This window comes from Bacillus sp. FSL W8-1143, from assembly GCF_037965155.1.
GTDB lineage: Bacteria > Bacillota > Bacilli > Bacillales > Bacillaceae > Bacillus > Bacillus pumilus.
In genome coordinates this window covers 3,627,241-3,644,875 of the sequence record NZ_CP150182.1, presented here as the reverse complement: position 1 = coordinate 3,644,875, position 17,635 = coordinate 3,627,241, and the positions used below count along the sequence as shown (strand labels likewise).

The following is a 17,635-nucleotide window of genomic DNA, read 5'->3' as shown; positions in this document are numbered from 1 at the left end:
TAACCTATTTTTCCGTTTTGGTGGACACGGTAAAATAGACTTTATGATCAATAATAGAGGGAGTGACTTCTTCTGGGGAAGATACTTGATGCAAAAGCACTAACAAGTGCCATGGATGCAAGGGCAAAACACTACCAGGAACTCCGTGAACAAATGGTAGATTTAAAAAAAGCATTACAAGGTGTTTCTAATCTTGGTGACGACTTCACTGGAAAAGGTGCCGATAACATTAAAAGCTTTTATAAAGAACTGGCTGGAAATGTAGATATGTTTATCAGCTTCATTGATAAGCAAAAAGCCTTTCATGAAGGTGTTTCTGGGACACTAGATGATACAAACTTTGGCGGCGACACCTTTGTAGAAGAACACTTTTTAGACAACGCTGTACATATGGGCATCAAAAATGCCAAAAGCATTGTGAAGGATCAAAAAAAGGCGCTTAAAACGATTTTTCAAGACATCGACGACCTCATTTCACTGGAGGTATTTGATAGTCAAACCTTTGATGAAAAAATTGCAGATGCGGAAGACGAACGAAAAAAGACAGTGAAAGATCTAAGAGAGCTTGATCAAAATTTAAAAGATGAATATGCTTTGTCAGAAACGGAGCAGCAAGCTACAATGGCATTGTATACGGAAATGATGAATGCCACAAATGACGGAAAAGCCATTTCGCCTATGAATTTTGACAAGAAAGCGTATCAAAATAGTGAAATCTACAAGGCAAAAAGCGATATTGAGAAGCAAACTTCTGAATATCTGAAAATCAAAAAAGAACAAGAAGAGGCCCGTGAGATTGCAAAGAAACAAGAAGCACTCGCCAACCGCCCTTGGTATGAAAAAGCACTCGATTATGGCGGAAATATTGTGAATGAACTGACTGGCGTGAACGATGCAAAACGTGCCGCAACAGGTGTTGACCCGATCACAGGTGAAGAGCTCACCGCAGGACAGCGCGTCGCAGCAGGCGGTATGGCAGCAGCAGGTTATATCCCAATCGTCGGATGGGCAGGTCGTATTTTCAAAGGTGGAAAAGCCGTCTATAAAACAACTCAAGCCACATCAGCCGCAGTCAGAGCAGTCGACATTTACAAGACATCGCAAAAATCCTTTGACGCCTTAAAAACATCTCAAAAAGGCTTATATGGTCTTACCGCCACAAACGGCTTCAGCGAAGCGATTACAGGTAGAGACATGTTTGGGAATAAGATCTCGAAAGAACAGCAGGAAGCAAGTATGAACGCGGCTCTTGGAATCCTTTTGCCGTTTAGTAAAAAGAGCATCAATGGTAGTCTGAGGATCGGAGAACAAAAAGTTGCTGAGAAAATAATAGCAGAAAGAACCAAAGGATTAGATTTAAGGAAGCACCCTATACAAAGAAAGCAGTTAAGCACTAAGAAGATGAAAGAGCTGAAAGACAAATTTGAGAATAGGACGATTACGAAATTAGAATATGAAAATTATAAATGGAATAAAAAGTTTGCCAAACATAGAAACACTGGTGTGAATGAGTTTTGGTATCAGGAACGTCAAAGGATTTTGAATAAAGAGGATCCAACCAGAAACTGGGATAAGCAGCAATTAAATGATATTCTAAATGGTAAGAAGCCTAAAGTAGATGGAAAAACTGTGCAAGGTCACCATTCTTACAGTGCATCACAATATCCACATTTAGCGAACAAAGGCGAAATTATATATCCAGCTACACCAAATGAACATTTTAATGGTTGGCATGGAGGTAATTGGAAGAATAGTCTACCTGGAGAAAGAATTAAACCTATTGACGATTTCTAATCTATGGAGGAGAAACTAAATGCCTAAAATGAAAATGCGAATAGAGAAAGATGATGATCAAATCAAATATATCTCGATTCTAAGAAAACATACAGATAAAAGTATTTCTGAAATAAAAGAAGCAATAAATAAAAATGATTTTATTTTATCTTATAATTTATTAGATATTGATGAATTGAAAGAGATGAAAAACATTATAAGTTTACTAGAAAAAGCTGGAGCTAAAATGCATATTTATGAAGATAGTCGAGAGGTTAGTGTTGAATTTTTAGATAATCTTATTGAATCTTATTTAGATACAGAAAGGTATCTAGAAGAAGTGGATGAGCAAATAAATGAAGATTAATTTTTGTGGCTTTGAGACAGATGACAAGTTGGACTGTATAAATTAGTCACTATAAACCCTTCATATGAATTTAAGGAAGATCAATTTGGTGACTGACTTAGCAATAATACTCCCAGAAGAAATAAGTATTTTCTCAGATTTTATCCAAGATATTTCAACAGAAGAAGTGGATGAGTATATAGAATATATTCAAAATGTTATAGATGGAGTTTATGAAAACTTTGAAATTACATTGAATGCTACCAGTGCAAGTATCAAAAGAGAAGAGACAATCGTTGAACATCATTATAGAATTGAAGAACCTCATGAAAATAAAATTGAAACAAAAGAATTCATAAGGCTGTTGTTAATTTGGAAAGAGAAAATACCAGAAATATCCTAAGATTAAATATCATATTGACGATTAGAATAATGATTCAGGCACTTGATTAGTCCTTTAGGCTACAAGTGCTTTTGTTTAATTAGAGATCTTAAGATGTTTGAATACAAAAAGTAAGGTAACCCTAAAATGGTGATATCTATGAATAACAACAGAAACTCAAAAATCGAAACCTTAAAAAGAAGAGGCAGAAGAAAGCATTTAATAAACGAATTAAGCTATATGACACTTCCAGAAAACGCATTTTTAGATATCGAAGAAAATCAATTGTTTTGTCAAAAGGTTTTTACTTTCCTTCAATCAAGAGAAGAGAAAGTTCAAATATATGGAAACCACTACCGAGAGCATATTGAAAAATCTGAACAAATGTTAAAGGAATTGGTTAAAAAGGTAAAAATAACACCTACACAAGGCAGATTACTATTTTTTCGAGATCGTGAAATTGAAGCCCTTTTAGTGAATGTGAATGAAGTCTTTATTCATTTAAATCGCCTTCTTGAGCAAACAAAATTTTTAAGTGGATATGGTGATTTTCTTTTAGTCGCAGAGGATTTTCGTTTTGGTTTATGCATAGAGCGAACGGAATATTATTATGAGCTAAGTATTTGGGGGTTATAATAATTAACGATGAATAGAGTTGACACATCTTTTAGGGAGTGGAATGAACCACTCTTTTTTCCTAACGATGGAGTCATACGCTTGATCGATGATTTTCTCTCAAATTTAAGCAATTCACTATCATTACCTTTCACATTCATATAAAATAAGAGCAGTGAAAAATTGAAGACATGCTTGATACATGAAGGGCATGTAAGCGGTGAGCTGCATGACATGATGAGATGTATGAACGTGAAGGCTGCAAAGCTGTTCTTCCTCACATATGAGATCTTATAAGCGTAACCATTATTTATCACTTCATTGCGATGGTGTTGAGGGGTGTGTCAGGATGAGGAATCCGTATGTGAGAACGGCTTCTAGTCTTTATATCAATTATTTTTTATTAGGGATGGTCAATATTATATTGGCTTCCAATATGCCATTTTTAATCAAACAGTTAAATACCAATAGTGCAGGAATTAGTTATATGATTTCGGCGCTTGGCATTGGCAGGGTACTCACGTATGGTTTATCGGGCGTGCTGTCAGATCGTTTTGGGCGAAAGCCGGTCATTTTGGTTTCGGGTGTGCTGATGGCGGTGTTCCTCATCGGAATTCCGTTGTCTCCAAATTACCAAATCGCGTTTGCGTTTGCGATTTTGGCAGGGGTCGCGAATTCAGCGATGGATGCAGGGACGTATCCTGCATTAATGGAGGCTTTTCCGCAAAACTCGGGATCTGCGAATGTGATGGTGAAGGCCTTTATATCAATTGGGGCAACCATCTTGCCATTGGCGATTTTCTTTTTAGCAGAGCATGATTTGTTTTATGGAATAGCATTTTTTGTTCCTGCTCTGATCTATCTTGTGAATGTCTTGATGTTGTGGACCTTGCCATTTCCGAATCATCGCAAGGTGGAGCAAGTCCAGGTAACGGAGCATGACGGACTTCCGCGCTTCTCGACAGAGCCTACATTTTGGAGAGAAGGGATCGCACTCATTGTGATCAGCTTTACGTCAAATGGGCTATATGCGTTGCCGCAAATTTGGCTTCCTACTTACGGTGAGGCCATATTGGGGATGACATCGGGCAGTGCTGTGAAACTGCTTAGTTACTATAGCATGGGCGGGCTGCTGTCTGTCGTGATGCTCGCATTTTTGTTGCGCCGTTTTGTCCGTCCGGTCACTGTGCTGCTGATCTATCCAATCATTACACTTGTTTCTATTTGTGTGCTCTTGGTCGTGAAATCCCCAGTCATCGGAACCGTCAATGCTTTTGTATTGGGATTTTCAACAGCAGGAGTTTTTCAGCTGACGTTAACTGTGATGGCTGAATTCTTCTGGAAAAACAAAGGAACGATGACAGGAATTATCTCCACAGCGGGCGGTGTGTCGGCTATCGTCATTCCGGTCGTAACAGGTTTAATTCAGAGTCACTTGTCCATTTTACAAATCTTTATGTTTGATGCAGTGGTGGCTGTTGCGGCCATTATCGGCGCACTGTATATCCTGTATCGATACCGCCAAATCATGGTACATGATTAAAAAAAAAGACGACCTCCGCTTAGGAAGTCGTCTTTCTTTTGTATTAGAAACGGTCGTTTTCAAAAAGAATCTGTTTCACTTGATCAACTGGCATATCTTCACCAGTAAAGAGTTTGTAAGCAAGTGCACCTTGCCATAGCATCATGCCAAGACCGTTAATGGTTTTGGCGCCAGCTTCCTGTGCTTGAGCAAGGAGCTTTGTTTTTTGCGGATTGTATACAACATCTGTCACGATTAAATCTTCACGCAGAACATCAAGCGTATCATCAATGATGCTGAGCTGATCTAGTGGTTTCATGCCAAGGCTTGTCCCGTTTGCTAGGATCGCACTTTCTGCTACTTCACGGCGGAACGCGTCTTTGTCTTCAAGTGGGAAAATGTTCGCTTTGACACCAAATGATTTCATTTCTTCGTTGATGTACGTCACATTTTCTTCAGCTTGAACAAAATATTGATCATTACGAGCAAAAATACTAATTTCACGAATACCAGATTGTGCAAGCTGAATCGCAATCGGAGTAGCGGCACCGCCTGAGCCAACGAGTGTGACCTTTTGTCCAGCTAATTCAACGCCATGCTCAATCAAGTTTCTCACGTAGCCAAGACCATCTGTGTTGTAGCCAATCAGCTTGCCATCCTTGTTCACAACGGTGTTGCTTGCACGTGTGTATCTTGCAGAATCGTCTAGTTCATCTAAGTAATCCAATACTTTCATTTTGTTCGGCATAGAGACGTTAAATCCAGCAGCACCCATTGCTTTCATACCGTATACGGCTGCTTCTAGTTCATCATTCCCTACTTCAAATGCGAGGTAAGCATAGTTGATCCCTGTTAGTGTATAGCCAAGGTTATGCATCCGTGGTGAAAGGCTGTGCCCGATTGGTGTAGCAAGAAGACCGACTAATTTTGTTTTCCCATCAATATTTCGTTCATGTATGTTTGTCATGATTGACATCTCCTTTAATTATCTAAATAATTTTTTCATGCGTCCAAGAACAAAGACCGCTAGCAATACGCTCATAACCGCAATGATCATATCGAAAAATAACGTCATTTTAATATCGTACGTGCTGACCAACCCACTTGTAATGAGCGGCACGAGAATAAACGCGGAGCTTGCCGCAATGTTGACGTAGGATGAAGCCGTTGCTTTGTTTGTCGGGAATAGTTTCATCATGATACTCATCGCCAGCTGGAAGATTCCCGCTGTAAATAGCCCTAAGAAAAAGGTGCTGACAATCACAATGCTGTATGTTTCGATTTGAAATAATGAAAGCATCGCAAGGAATGCTCCAATTGGATAAATAATTGCAACCATAATAGGTGAAATGAATTTATCTAAGACGATCGACAGCAAGAGAACAGACACCAGTGCACCGATACTAAAATAAGATAGAAGCTGTGTGGCTTGTTCTGTGCCAAGTCCGATTAATTTTAACCCGAGCTGCGGAAGCCATGTCTGCCATACGACAAACAATGCAGTCGACGTGAACCCCATGAGCACAACAGCTAAGCCTTCACCAAGCATTTTAGGTTCTTCCTTCATTTGTTCCTGTACTGGAAGGTCATCCTGTGAAGAGACTTGCTTATGGTTCGGGAACGGCATAAAGATTAAGTAAATCCCAACAAGTAAATAAAGAAGCCCTAGTCCAAAGAACGCCCAGCCCCAGAAGATGTCATGTGCAATAAGGAATGCCAGGATAAATGGAAGAACAGTCGCTCCAATTGAAACGGACGCCTTCACTAAAACAGAAGCTGAACTTGCCTTTTTAGGAAACGATTCTGTCAAAGCAGGATATGTTCCCGAATCAAGTAACGAGTTTGCAATCCCAGCAGAAATCGCAAAGATAAATGCTAGTGTATAATTCGTTGTCGTTGGAATACCGATTAAGAATAATAAGTAAAGAAAGTTTCCTGTAATAATGACAGGCTTACGTCCCCAGCGGTCGGCTAACCGGCCTGAGAAAAAGAGAGCAACCAGTTTACCAATTCCGATCGCCGATACAAGCAAGCTGATTTTCGGAATATCCACATGGTAGCGTTCAGATAAGCTGTCCATGTTGGAAGCTACAATAATATTGATCATGCCGAGCATGAAGTAGTTTAAATACATGCCAACAGACGATTTAATATAAGGATTTTTCATGTTCCCACTCCTATATTTGAAACCCCTTTAGGGTCAAATTCTTATATACCCTTTGTTATTTCCTTAAAAGTAAATAATATTAAGCCCATCACAACACCCCTTGTGTGATTGATGAAAAAATAATGAATATTCATCTGTTTTTCAATTAAGTACATCGTTCTACTAAAAACTAAAAATAAAAATAGAATTGATAAGAAAGTGAATCTTCATAATTTGATCAGAATCAGAAAATTCCACTTTTAACTGATGTTGATTAAAAAAACGATACTCTGAAATAGGTATAACGATATACTAAAAGAAGCAACGAGATAAATATACTCCTGTGTTTTAAATGTGTCAAGTTTATGACTTTGTGATTTAAAAAAATAAAAATGAAACAAAGAAATAGTTGACTTGATCAATAAAAAAAGAGAATTGCTGCATGCAATTCTCCCTTTCATGATGATGAGGTTTCTCTAATATGAAGTTGAGGTTTTAAGATCACTCGCTGCAGCTCTTCATCCTGTTCGTTCATTTTATGATATAAAAGGTTCGCTGCTTTTACCCCGATGGATCGGGGGAAGGAGGAAACAGTGGTGAGCGGCGGGTGGTACATCTCCGCTTCAGGAACATTATCGAATCCAACCACATCGATATCTTCACCAGGCTTGATGTCCCGTGCTGACAGTTCTTGAATGACTCCAAATGCGACTAGATCACTAAAACAAAAAATAGCAGTAGGAGGCTCAGGCTGATCAATCACTTGGGCAAGCGCTTCTTTCCCGCCTTCACGAGTAGGTTCTATGTCAATAATAAGAGAATCATCAATCATCAGATTTTCTTCGTCATGGGCTTTTTTGAAACCTTTCATCCGCTCAATCCAAGTCGATGAGGTCTTGATGCCGCCTAAGAAGGCGATACGCCGATGTCCCTTTTGAAGAAGATGACGAATCGCCATCCAAGCACCTTGTTCATAATCAACGCCGACATAGTCACATTGCACATCTGATAATTCACGATTTGCCAGTACTTTTGGGGTGCGAATTTGATTTAATTGTTTGACCGTTCGTGCAGAGCTTTTTGAAGCTGGGTTTAAAATAATCCCGCCCACTCGGTGCTCTACCATTGTGGAAATGAGCCGCTCCTGTTTATCGACACTGTCAAAGGTCGTACCAAGTAAAACAGTATAGCCCAGTGATTCAAGCGTGGTTTGCACGCCAATTAAAAACTCAGAAATAAAGGTGTTAGAAATATCCGTGACAATCACACCAACGATATTTGAGCTTTTTGACCGCATGTTGGCAGCAACGCGGTCGTATACGTATCCTAAGTCCTCCATGGATTGCAGTACTTTTTTTCGAGTGGCTTCAGAGATTCTAGGATTATTTCGAACAACAAGTGATGCCGTTGAAGTCGAAACACCGGCATGCTTGGCGACTTCCTGTAATGTGACACGCTGTTTGTTCATTTTTTTCATTTGTTTTCACCAACTTCCATGGATTTCCTAACTTTGTTCTTGATCAAGAGGGATTTCTCCAGCAAACGAGCCGAACATCTTTTGATTTATTATACATGAATCAAGAGGGATTGATGAAGTGAAGTTATATGGCTACCACCGTCAATCATAAAAGATTTCCATTGACAGCTTTCTTTTAGAGGCGTAAAATATGAAATTATTCAGAAATAGCAACATTTTAATTAAATAACGAAGGCTATGAATGCTGTGGGTCACACTATGGCAGGAGCAGCTTCTGGAGAGACCGCATGAATGTGCGGCGCCGAAGGGTTCACAATCTCAGGCAAAAGGACAGAAGAGTACGAAATATTGTATTTGTAATGCATGGATGACGCCGTGTATTGCTTTTCGCTATTTTGCTATTCTTTTATGACCGAGAGATTGGAGCGCATCCAATCTCTTTTTTTATGGACTTTTTGAGAGTTCATTATTTCAGTATAAGATCGTGTCGTAGGAGGGCGTTAGCATTGGAACAACAAGAATTGAAACGAGATTTATCAAACCGCCATGTTCAGTTGATTGCAATTGGCGGAACCATTGGAACTGGGCTATTTTTAGGCTCTGGAAAGGCCATTCAATTGGCAGGTCCATCGATCATTTTTGCTTATTTAATTGTCGGGATGGCGATCTTTTTTGTCATGAGGGCACTTGGTGAATTGCTCTTATCGAAGAGAGGCTATCAGTCATTAACCGATATTGCAGAGGACTACCTTGGTCCGTGGGCATCCTTTGTGACAGGGTGGACGTATTGGTTTTGCTGGATTATGACCGCGATGGCGGATGTTATTGCTGTCGGAGTGTATGTGCAGTATTGGTTTGATATCCCGCAATGGATTCCTGCCATCATTTGTTTGTTAATTTTACTAGGATTTAATTTATTAACGGTGAAGCTTTTCGGAGAAATGGAATTTTGGTTCGCACTCATTAAAGTGATTACGATTCTATTATTGATCGGCGTTGGAATTGTCCTTTTAATCATTGGTTTTCAAACAGATACAGGGCCTGTGACGGTAACAAATCTTTGGTCACACGGCGGATTATTCCCTCATGGTGTCACAGGCTTCTTACTGTCATTCCAAATGGTCATCTTTGCGTATGTGGGAGTGGAACTGGTCGGTGTGTCCGCAGCAGAAACAGCCAATCCGCAAAAAAACATCCCGTCTGCGATTAATAAAATTCCATTAAGAATTCTATTTTTCTATGTGGGCGCCATTTTTGTCTTACTATGTATCAACCCATGGACTGAGCTCAGTGCATCAGAAAGTCCTTTTGTAAAAACCTTTGGGCTGATTGGAATTCCAGTAGCAGCGGGACTCATTAATTTTGTTGTCTTGACGTCTGCAGCTTCGGCTTGTAATAGCGGTATGTTCTCGACGAGCCGAATTTTGTATAATCTCAGTCATCAAAAACAGGGCCCACCTTCCTTTGGACGTCTGAATAAGCACGCTGTTCCAAGTAATGCACTATTCGTTTCAACAATTGTGGTATCGGTCGGTGCTCTCTTAAGCAAGTTAATTCCGGAACAAGCCTTTGGTATTGTCACAACCATCAGTGCCATTTGTTTCATTTGGGTATGGAGTATTATTTTAATTTGCCATTTGAAATATAAAAAAACAAAGCCTGAACTGCATGCAGCATCTACTTTTAAAGCACCGTTCACACCTTTTGTAAACATTTGTGTTCTTGTCCTTTTTGCTGCCATTCTTGTGATCATGCTGTTTGCGGATGCAACACGCCCGGCGCTCTTGTTAACACCGGTTTGGTTTGGTTTCTTATTATTGATTTATGCACGAAAGAAACGCCGTGCGTCATAATGGACGGAAAAGCACAGCCTTTGCATTGGGCTGCGCTTTTGTTCATTTAACGATTTCTAATCCTGAACATATAATTTGCATTCAAAATGATTAAAACAAGTCCAATCACGATGATTGAGAAGAGTTGAGAGTGATTGGCTCCAAGGGAATACACAATCAGAATAAACATGGCACTGGTCAATAAGATGTTCATCATTTGATACGTGTGAAACAGTCCGCCAAGCATCACATGCTTTTCACCTTCGTCAGAAATAGCGAGCAGCTTTTTACTATAATCTTTGTCAGACGGGCTTGGGAGATTGCGATTAGGGTAGACAAGTTGTAGAACGGATATCGCTACATAAGAACTGATAATGGTGACGATAAATAAAGCAACATTGACGAGAATCAGCCAAATAGGCTGTTCGGTAACGATAGCCATACCGGTGGCAATTATGGATAAAATGGTACTCACCGTATTGGCTAAAGTAGAATCAGTAAAGGTGCGATACTGTTTTACTTCGAGTTCATCCTCTTCATCTCCAGATACCGAAAGTGATACTCTTTTCTTCATACGTGAAATTCCTGAAAAACAATAAACAATCAATATAATCGTCAAGCCGCTGATGACAAGAGTCGCTTCAAAGGCAACATCAAGAAGGGTCATCTCAAATTCAGCTGCAAGCAGACAGTAGGCACCAAGAAAGCCAAGGAGAGCACCTGAGAGCAGTTTGTATACAGTTTTCATGATAGTTCATCCTCCTCGAATAGAAAAATACGTTCAATGGGTTCCTGAAAAATTCGTGAAAGCTTAACAGCGAGCAAGAGAGACGGCATTAATTCATCGCGTTCCATTAAGCTGATGGTCTGACGAGAAACCTTTGCACACTTGGCAAGCTCAGTTTGGTTCAAACCATCACGTGCACGAAGCTCTTTTAGCCGATTTTTCATTCTGTCACCTCAATTTTGATCTGAATCTTTCTTTGATTGTAAAACATGTTATTCAAATTGACAAGTAAAGTTGTCAATTTGATAAAAATAATTGTCAGATAAGATCATCTTTCTTCAAAAGGTGAACCATGATACGCTAAAAGAAAGAGAAACAGAAAATAGGTGATGCCCGTGTTCATTGACCAATTAAAAAATGACTTACATCAATCTCAACCGTTATTTATTGGAGAAGAAACAGCGTTCAAAGCTGCAGTCCTTGTCCCTTTGGTGCAAGTAAACGGAGAATGGCATATTTTATTTGAGGTGCGATCGCTCATCATGAGAAAACAGCCGGGAGATATTAGCTTCCCTGGTGGCAAACTCGACGGCAGCGAAACAGCACAGGAAGCTGCATTGCGAGAAACACATGAAGAGCTGGGCATTCCGCCAGAATCGGTGGAGATTCTTGGACAGCTTAGTCCTTACATTGCGTCTCCATCCTTCGTGGTCTACCCATATGTCGGGATCATTGATGAACAAAAAGTGAAACACTCCTTCAATCAAGAAGAAGTAGAAGAGACCTTTACCGTGCCTCTATCATGGCTAATTCAATATGAGCCGTACCTACATCATGTATCCGTTCAGCCAACACCTGCTGAGGATTTCCCTTATGAAAAAATCATGAATGGTGAGAAGTACCGCTGGGGAAGCCGTTCGATAGAGGAATGGTTTTATGATTATGAAAACTACACCATTTGGGGATTAACAGCCCGCATATTAAAACATTTTGTGAACGTTGCAAAAAGAAATTCCTAGAGATTCGCTCTCTAGGAATTTGTTGTTTTCAGCCGTTCTTTCGCTGTTTGTTTTCCTTTACCAATTGGAATAGGCGCTCTCGCTTGGCTCAGTCCATAGGAAGGCATATTCACATAGACGGATTCATACGAGCCGGCTTGAATTTGGTAGGTTTCATGATAAATACCCACTGCGTCATTGTTCTGAGCCCTCTGATGGAAGTTCTTCCAAGCCGCCAAATGTTTTTCCATCTTCGCATAAGCCAGAAGGTCATCTGTTGATTTCCAATATTGGATCATCGCTGTCGTACGTAAGCCAAAGTAATTCTCTGTCCCGAGGAAACCAAGCTCATCTTGATGGGTATACAGCTCTTTGATCATGCCAGGCATCGCCATGAACACAGGCATCCATTGATGAACCGCCCAGCGTTTGTTGATCCGCATGCCGATAATAAACACAACAATCGAGTCAGAATTCTCTGTTGTAAATCTGCCAGCACGTATGTCTTTTTTCATTCATTTACCCTTCCTTCTTCATCAAATGGGATGTTTCCACGCACCAATCAATTCCTGCTTGAGCCACTCTTTTTCCGTAATCTAAAGTAAACAGCCAATACTTCGCATCTGCTTCATCTGGATAAAGCTCTTGAATGTTTTCTTCAATCGAAACATAGGTCTCATAACGGATACGAAGCTGCCTTTCATAATCCTGTAGCAGTACCAGCTTTTTCTCAATCGAAAGATATTGACCGAAGAATAACTTTAATAACACTTCATTTCGTTCCGTTGGTAACTGATCGAGAGGCTTTGCCAGCCACTCTCTTAACGTCTCCAGCCCTTTTTCAGTCAAATGATATTCTCGCTTGTCGGAGCGACCTGACGTAGAAGCAGGTGAAACCTCAGCAAGGCCTTCCTCGACTATTAACTTTAAAGCTGGATAAATTTGTCCATAACTAATTTTCCAAAAATGATGCAAGCTCGTATCAATTAATTGCTTCACTTCATACCCAGACTTACAATCTGTCGTTAAAATACCTAAAATCGCATACGTCGTATCATTGTATTTTTTCATATCAGCACACCTATCTAAAAGATATATCATTTAGATATATAATAATTGATATTCAGTGGAAAATACAAGCAGGTTTTAAAATTTTATAAAGGAGGTGATGAGATAACAGATTTTGTTCATTGTGTTTTGACATGATAATGGAGAAAAAATACACATGTTAACAGAGGAGGTACGTATGAGCAAATTGAAAATGTGGATCGTGTCTATCCTAACAGTGCTAGTCATTGGTGGAGGCAGCTGGACAGCATATCAAGCAATTGCACAAAAAAATTCATTGAACCATTCCTATGCATTTGCGTATAAAACGAAAGATAGAATGAGCTGGTTTAAGGTATCTGAGAGTAAAGGGAAAGTAACGGGGCATTTGAATGAAAAGTATGTAGAAGAAGTGAGATGGGATCCGCATATCTATAAAAAACAATTTGTCTTATCCGGCAGTTCAAAAGAAAACGGGTATGAATTCAAAGTCACACAAGGTAAAGAAACGATCGTATACGAAGTTCATTTTTCAGGTAAAGACCTTTCAGTGAAAAAACAAGGCGAAAAGAAAAGCACGATTTATAAGGCAATCAATCAAAGAAAGCTAGATAAATATCATAAAGATATTCAAAAACGATATGATTATCTATTCGATACCGCGGAAAATAGGTTTTATGATAGTATGAGAAACTTCAAGGAGAAAGTGGCGAAGATCTATGGTTTTCTCTATACGGCAAAGGACAAACAACTATTTTTACAGGTGAAAACGATGCATATTGAGCTTGGATGGACCGGCTCCCTTCTAATAACAACTGTTCCTGAAAAAGAGTGTAAGCCTTATAAAGAAATGAGATTAGAAGTTTCGGGTGAAACGGATGGAAGAAATTTTTTTATGGGCTATGAGCCCTCAATTGAAGATGGAATCATTCAAGGTTCCACTGATCGAGATGTAAAATCAATCAAACTTCCATTTAAAATGACAGGCGGTACCGTAGAGTTAAAAGCGGTCACGAAAAAGGAATATCAAAAACAAGCGAATGCTTTCAAAAAGCAGGCGGAAGAAAGAAAAAAATAGATGGTGGAAACCAGATGAGTAAACTTATCTGGTTTTTTATCATGGAGATAGTTCTTATTGATGATAAAAGGATATCGATGTATAAACAAGCGAGAAAGATTGTTTCAATTAAATTAAAGAAAATCAATTTAGGTATATAGACCTTAATAAATTTCAAAAAAATAAATGTTGACGCTTTCATATAATCGATATATACTAAAAACAAATCCAATATAAATAAATTAGACATGTGACTGGTCATGCAGGCAGGATCTAAAAACGATGAGTTTCTTTAATTTGTCGTTTTAGGTCCTTTTTTTATTGCCAAAATATAGGTCTCATGTATGAGAAAAGGGGGAGAAACAATGGATTACACACAGGTTGCCAAAGACGTTTTAAAGCATGTTGGTGGTAAAGAAAACATTGCGCATCTTGAGCACTGTTCCACAAGACTTCGCTTCACACTAATTGATCAGAAAAAAGCAGATGTACCAGCACTAGAAAAAACACCAGGTGTCATAGCTGTCAGAATGTCAGGACAATGCCAAGTGGTGATTGGGAATGACGTGATTGAAGTGTATCAAGAGGTAACAAGACTAATGGGCAGCAGCTCATCGGGGCAAGTCGTGCCATCTAATCAGCCAAAAGAAAAAAGAAAAATAGGCACAGTTCTGTTAGATTTCATTGTCGGTGTCTTCCAGCCGCTTGTTCCAGCTATCGCAGGCGGAGGGATTTTAAAATCATTTCTTCTCCTTTTCTCTCTATTAGGCTGGATGGATGCAAAGGGTCAAACCTATCAAATATTGAACATGGTAGGGGACGCACCTCTTTACTTCCTGCCTTTACTAGTCGCTGTAACGACGGCGAATAAACTAAAGGTAAACCCATTGGTCGCATTATCAGCAGTCGGTGCGCTTCTTCTTCCGAACATGACGGCTATGCTTACTGAAGGTGCGCAATTGCTGTCATTCGACGTAAAAAATATAGCTTATGCGTATCAAGTGTTCCCAGCAATCCTTTCTGTATTGCTGTACGCTCAAATGGAAAAATTCTTTACACGATTTTCACCAAAACCAATTCGGATTTTCTTTGTTCCAATGATGTCATTAGTCATTACTGTACCAGTTACATTACTTCTATTAGGACCGATTGGTTTTACAGCAGGACAAGGTTTTTCATCCATCATTCTTGCAATGTTTAATACAGTAGGATGGGTAGCTGTCGCGATTTTAGCAGCAGTCCTTCCATTCATGGTCGCATCAGGTATGCACAAAGCGATGGTCCCTTATGCAGTCACAACGATGGGTACCCTTGGGAAAGAAGCACTTTATTTGCCAGCATCACTTGCGCATAATATTGCGGAAAGTGGAGCGTGTTTCGCTGTAGCACTACGCACAAAAGACAAGGTACTCAGATCAACAGCCATTTCGGCAGGGATTTCAGCATTTTTTGGTATCACAGAGCCTGCTTTGTATGGTGTGACACTTCAAAATAAGCGAGTCCTTGGAAGTGTCATGATTGGTTCGTTTGTTGGCGGGATCTTCATTGGATTAGTTGGTATACAAGCCTTTGTACTTGTTGGCCCTGGATTAGCAAGTATGTCGATGTTTATATCAGATGAGCTCCCACGAAATCTAATGTTTGCTGTCATTGGAGCAGTCATTTCCTTTATTGTCGCCTTTATCGCTGCTTTTGTATTAGGTAAGGATAAAACAGTAGAAGAAAAGACAAATGATCAAGCGGCATTTGCTGAACAAATTGGAGCAGGTGAAACATTCAAAAGTCCTGTGATTGGTCAAATGATCTCTCTATCTGAAGTAAAAGATGATATTTTCTCTTCAAAGGTCATGGGAGACGGAATTGCCATTGTCCCTTCAGAAGGAGCGCTTTACGCACCAGTAGATGGTGAGGTGACCATGCTGTTCGAAACAAATCATGCACTTGGTATGAAAACGGACCAAGGGGTTGAAGTACTATTCCACATTGGCATTGATACCGTTCAACTGCAAGGACAGTATTTTCATCCAAAAGTGCAGGCAGGAGAACGTGTTCAAGCAGGAGATTTACTGATTGAATTTGATGTAGAAAAAATCATAGCTGCAGGTTATGATCCAGTTACACTTGCTGTCATCACAAATACAGATCAATATGATATAAAGGTACAGCCATTACAAGAGGTCAATCGTCAAGATACATTGATGGTTGTCACACAATTAGGAGGCTAAACATATGACAACAATTAAAGGTTTTCCAAAAGGGTTTTTATGGGGCGGCGCAATTGCCGCCAACCAGGCAGAAGGCGCCTGGAATATAGATGGAAAGGGACCATCAGTTGCAGATATTGCAATGTATCGTTCCAATTTAAGTGTAGAAGATTATGAAGGACATCTTGTTGTGACTTCTGAAAATATAGAACGTGCAATAAAAGACCCAGATGATAAAAAGTACCCTAAACGCAGAGGGGTTGATTTCTATCATCACTATAAAGAGGATTTGGCTCTATTTGCTGAAATGGGCTTTAAAACACTTCGCATTTCTATTGCGTGGAGTCGGATCTTCCCTACTGGAGAAGAAGCTGAACCAAATGAAAAAGGGCTGCAATTCTATGATCGTGTATTTGCCGAAATGAAAAAACTCAATATAGAACCGATTGTGACACTCTCTCATTATGAAATGCCTTTAGCCCTTAGTGTGAAATATAATGGCTGGGTGGAAAGAAAAGTGGTCGATCTCTTTGTGAAGTTCGCCAATGTTTGTTTCGAACGTTATCAACATGATGTGAAATATTGGCTCACCTTTAATGAAATTGATAGTATTCACCGCCACTCATTTATTACAGCAGGAATTATTCCTGATCGTTGCCCAGAAGGTAAAGTAGAAGAGACGGTGTATCAAGCGCTTCATCATCAATTTGTTGCATCTGCTCTTGTAACAGCTGATTGCCATCGTATTATTCCAGGCAGCCAGGTTGGGTGTATGCTGACAAAATTGACAACGTATCCGCATACGTGTCACCCGAATGATGTGGAACAAGCCTTAAAACAAAACTTAGAAAACTATTTCTATGCAGATGTTCAGGTGTTTGGCGAATATCCGCCACTGATTACACGGATGCTTGAGAGAAAAAATATTCATATTCAAATGGAAGCAGATGATCTCAACATTCTAAAAGAAAACACAGTCGATTTCATCTCATTTAGCTACTATATGTCTTTAACTGAATCAGCTCAAGAAGGGTTAGAACAGACAGAAGGAAATACGATTCGAGGAGTCAAAAACCCTTATCTGCCTTCAACTGACTGGGGCTGGCAAATTGATCCGGTTGGTCTGAAAATTTCTTTAATCGAACTGTATGATCGCTATCAAAAACCTCTTATCATTGTCGAAAATGGAATGGGTGCAAAGGATAAAGTTGAAAGTGATGGCTCTATCCATGACGACTATCGGATTAACTATTTTAAAGAGCATTTCCGTCAGATGAGAGAAGCGATTGAAGAGGGCGTCGATCTCTTTGGATATACGAGTTGGGGCTCCATTGATATTATTAGTGCAGGTACATCACAAATGTCAAAACGCTATGGCTTTATTCACGTAGATCAAGATGATGATGGGAACGGAACATTAAAACGATCTCGAAAAGACTCATTTTATTGGTACCAAAAAGTCATTGAGACAAATGGTGAAGCGCTTGATTGAACACCACAATCATGAAA

The 17,635-nt window shown here is 39.6% G+C and carries 16 protein-coding genes, 1 pseudogene and 1 riboswitch; of the genes and pseudogenes, 10 read left to right on the top strand and 7 right to left on the bottom strand.

The window, feature by feature from the left end:
* Positions 1-72: 72 nt before the first annotated feature.
* From NSQ36_RS18660 to NSQ36_RS18640, 5 genes and pseudogenes are all read left to right on the top strand, one after another.
* Positions 73-1,794, top strand: a complete 1,722-nt coding sequence (locus NSQ36_RS18660; protein WP_339207379.1) for a T7SS effector LXG polymorphic toxin — start codon at positions 73-75, stop codon at positions 1,792-1,794.
* A 19-nt stretch (positions 1,795-1,813) separates the two neighbouring features.
* Entirely contained in the window at positions 1,814-2,140 is a 327-nt protein-coding gene (locus NSQ36_RS18655; RefSeq protein WP_003215251.1) for a hypothetical protein, read from the top strand.
* A 51-nt stretch (positions 2,141-2,191) separates the two neighbouring features.
* A pseudogene (locus NSQ36_RS18650) lies at positions 2,192-2,522 on the top strand (tRNA-Val4).
* 138 nt (positions 2,523-2,660) lie between these two features.
* Positions 2,661-3,137 carry a hypothetical protein gene (locus NSQ36_RS18645; protein ID WP_339206407.1) on the top strand — a complete coding sequence of 159 codons (477 nt, stop codon included), beginning with the start codon at positions 2,661-2,663 and terminating at the stop codon, positions 3,135-3,137.
* Positions 3,138-3,465: 328 nt separating this feature from the next.
* The gene (locus NSQ36_RS18640) at positions 3,466-4,659 is read left to right on the top strand and encodes an MFS transporter (protein WP_212045761.1); all 1,194 of its coding nucleotides are present in this window, start codon (positions 3,466-3,468) and stop codon (positions 4,657-4,659) included.
* Positions 4,660-4,702: 43 nt separating this feature from the next.
* Here NSQ36_RS18640 and NSQ36_RS18635 read toward each other — a convergent pair whose 3' ends face one another.
* From NSQ36_RS18635 to NSQ36_RS18625, 3 genes are all read right to left on the bottom strand, one after another.
* Positions 4,703-5,605, bottom strand: coding sequence for a shikimate 5-dehydrogenase (locus NSQ36_RS18635; RefSeq protein WP_003215382.1), 903 nt, complete (start codon positions 5,603-5,605; stop codon positions 4,703-4,705).
* Positions 5,606-5,623: 18 nt separating this feature from the next.
* Positions 5,624-6,805, bottom strand: a complete 1,182-nt coding sequence (locus NSQ36_RS18630; RefSeq protein ID WP_339206405.1) for an MFS transporter — start codon at positions 6,803-6,805, stop codon at positions 5,624-5,626.
* Between the two features lie 436 nt (positions 6,806-7,241).
* Positions 7,242-8,261: a LacI family DNA-binding transcriptional regulator gene (locus NSQ36_RS18625; RefSeq protein ID WP_339206403.1), complete on the bottom strand. Its 1,020-nt coding sequence runs from the start codon at positions 8,259-8,261 to the stop codon at positions 7,242-7,244.
* Between the two features lie 264 nt (positions 8,262-8,525).
* A riboswitch (glycine riboswitch) is annotated at positions 8,526-8,605 on the top strand.
* A gap of 162 nt (positions 8,606-8,767) precedes the next feature.
* Between NSQ36_RS18625 and NSQ36_RS18620 the strand changes: the two genes are divergently transcribed.
* On the top strand, positions 8,768-10,114 hold the full coding sequence (locus NSQ36_RS18620; RefSeq protein WP_339206401.1) for an amino acid permease: 1,347 nt from the start codon (positions 8,768-8,770) through the stop codon (positions 10,112-10,114).
* Positions 10,115-10,160: 46 nt separating this feature from the next.
* Here NSQ36_RS18620 and NSQ36_RS18615 read toward each other — a convergent pair whose 3' ends face one another.
* Together NSQ36_RS18615 and NSQ36_RS18610 are read right to left on the bottom strand one after the other, a co-directional pair.
* Entirely contained in the window at positions 10,161-10,841 is a 681-nt protein-coding gene (locus tag NSQ36_RS18615; RefSeq protein WP_339206399.1) for a DUF3169 family protein, read from the bottom strand.
* Positions 10,838-11,044: a helix-turn-helix transcriptional regulator gene (locus NSQ36_RS18610; protein ID WP_309216110.1), complete on the bottom strand. Its 207-nt coding sequence runs from the start codon at positions 11,042-11,044 to the stop codon at positions 10,838-10,840. The genes NSQ36_RS18615 and NSQ36_RS18610 overlap by 4 nt, the downstream gene beginning before the upstream one ends.
* 171 nt (positions 11,045-11,215) lie before the next feature.
* Between NSQ36_RS18610 and NSQ36_RS18605 the strand changes: the two genes are divergently transcribed.
* Positions 11,216-11,839 carry a CoA pyrophosphatase gene (locus tag NSQ36_RS18605; protein ID WP_339206397.1) on the top strand — a complete coding sequence of 208 codons (624 nt, stop codon included), beginning with the start codon at positions 11,216-11,218 and terminating at the stop codon, positions 11,837-11,839.
* An 11-nt stretch (positions 11,840-11,850) separates the two neighbouring features.
* Here the strand turns inward: NSQ36_RS18605 and NSQ36_RS18600 are convergent, their stop codons facing one another.
* The gene (locus tag NSQ36_RS18600) at positions 11,851-12,333 is read right to left on the bottom strand and encodes a DUF4188 domain-containing protein (protein ID WP_003215117.1); all 483 of its coding nucleotides are present in this window, start codon (positions 12,331-12,333) and stop codon (positions 11,851-11,853) included.
* A 4-nt stretch (positions 12,334-12,337) separates the two neighbouring features.
* Complete coding sequence (locus NSQ36_RS18595) at positions 12,338-12,889, bottom strand: PadR family transcriptional regulator (RefSeq protein WP_251190582.1); 552 nt, start codon at positions 12,887-12,889, stop codon at positions 12,338-12,340.
* 175 nt (positions 12,890-13,064) lie between these two features.
* Here NSQ36_RS18595 and NSQ36_RS18590 point away from each other — a divergent pair, with 175 nt between their 5' ends.
* The 3 genes from NSQ36_RS18590 (at position 13,065) to NSQ36_RS18580 (ending at position 17,618) form a co-directional block, all read left to right on the top strand.
* Positions 13,065-13,943, top strand: a complete 879-nt coding sequence (locus tag NSQ36_RS18590; protein WP_113387515.1) for a hypothetical protein — start codon at positions 13,065-13,067, stop codon at positions 13,941-13,943.
* Positions 13,944-14,287: 344 nt separating this feature from the next.
* Positions 14,288-16,147 (top strand): beta-glucoside-specific PTS transporter subunit IIABC, encoded by a 1,860-nt coding sequence (locus NSQ36_RS18585; RefSeq protein WP_212045754.1) that lies wholly within the window; start codon positions 14,288-14,290, stop codon positions 16,145-16,147.
* Between the two features lie 4 nt (positions 16,148-16,151).
* A complete protein-coding gene (locus tag NSQ36_RS18580) occupies positions 16,152-17,618 on the top strand; it encodes a glycoside hydrolase family 1 protein (RefSeq protein ID WP_339206394.1) in 1,467 nt (488 codons plus the stop codon).
* Positions 17,619-17,635 lie beyond the last annotated feature (17 nt).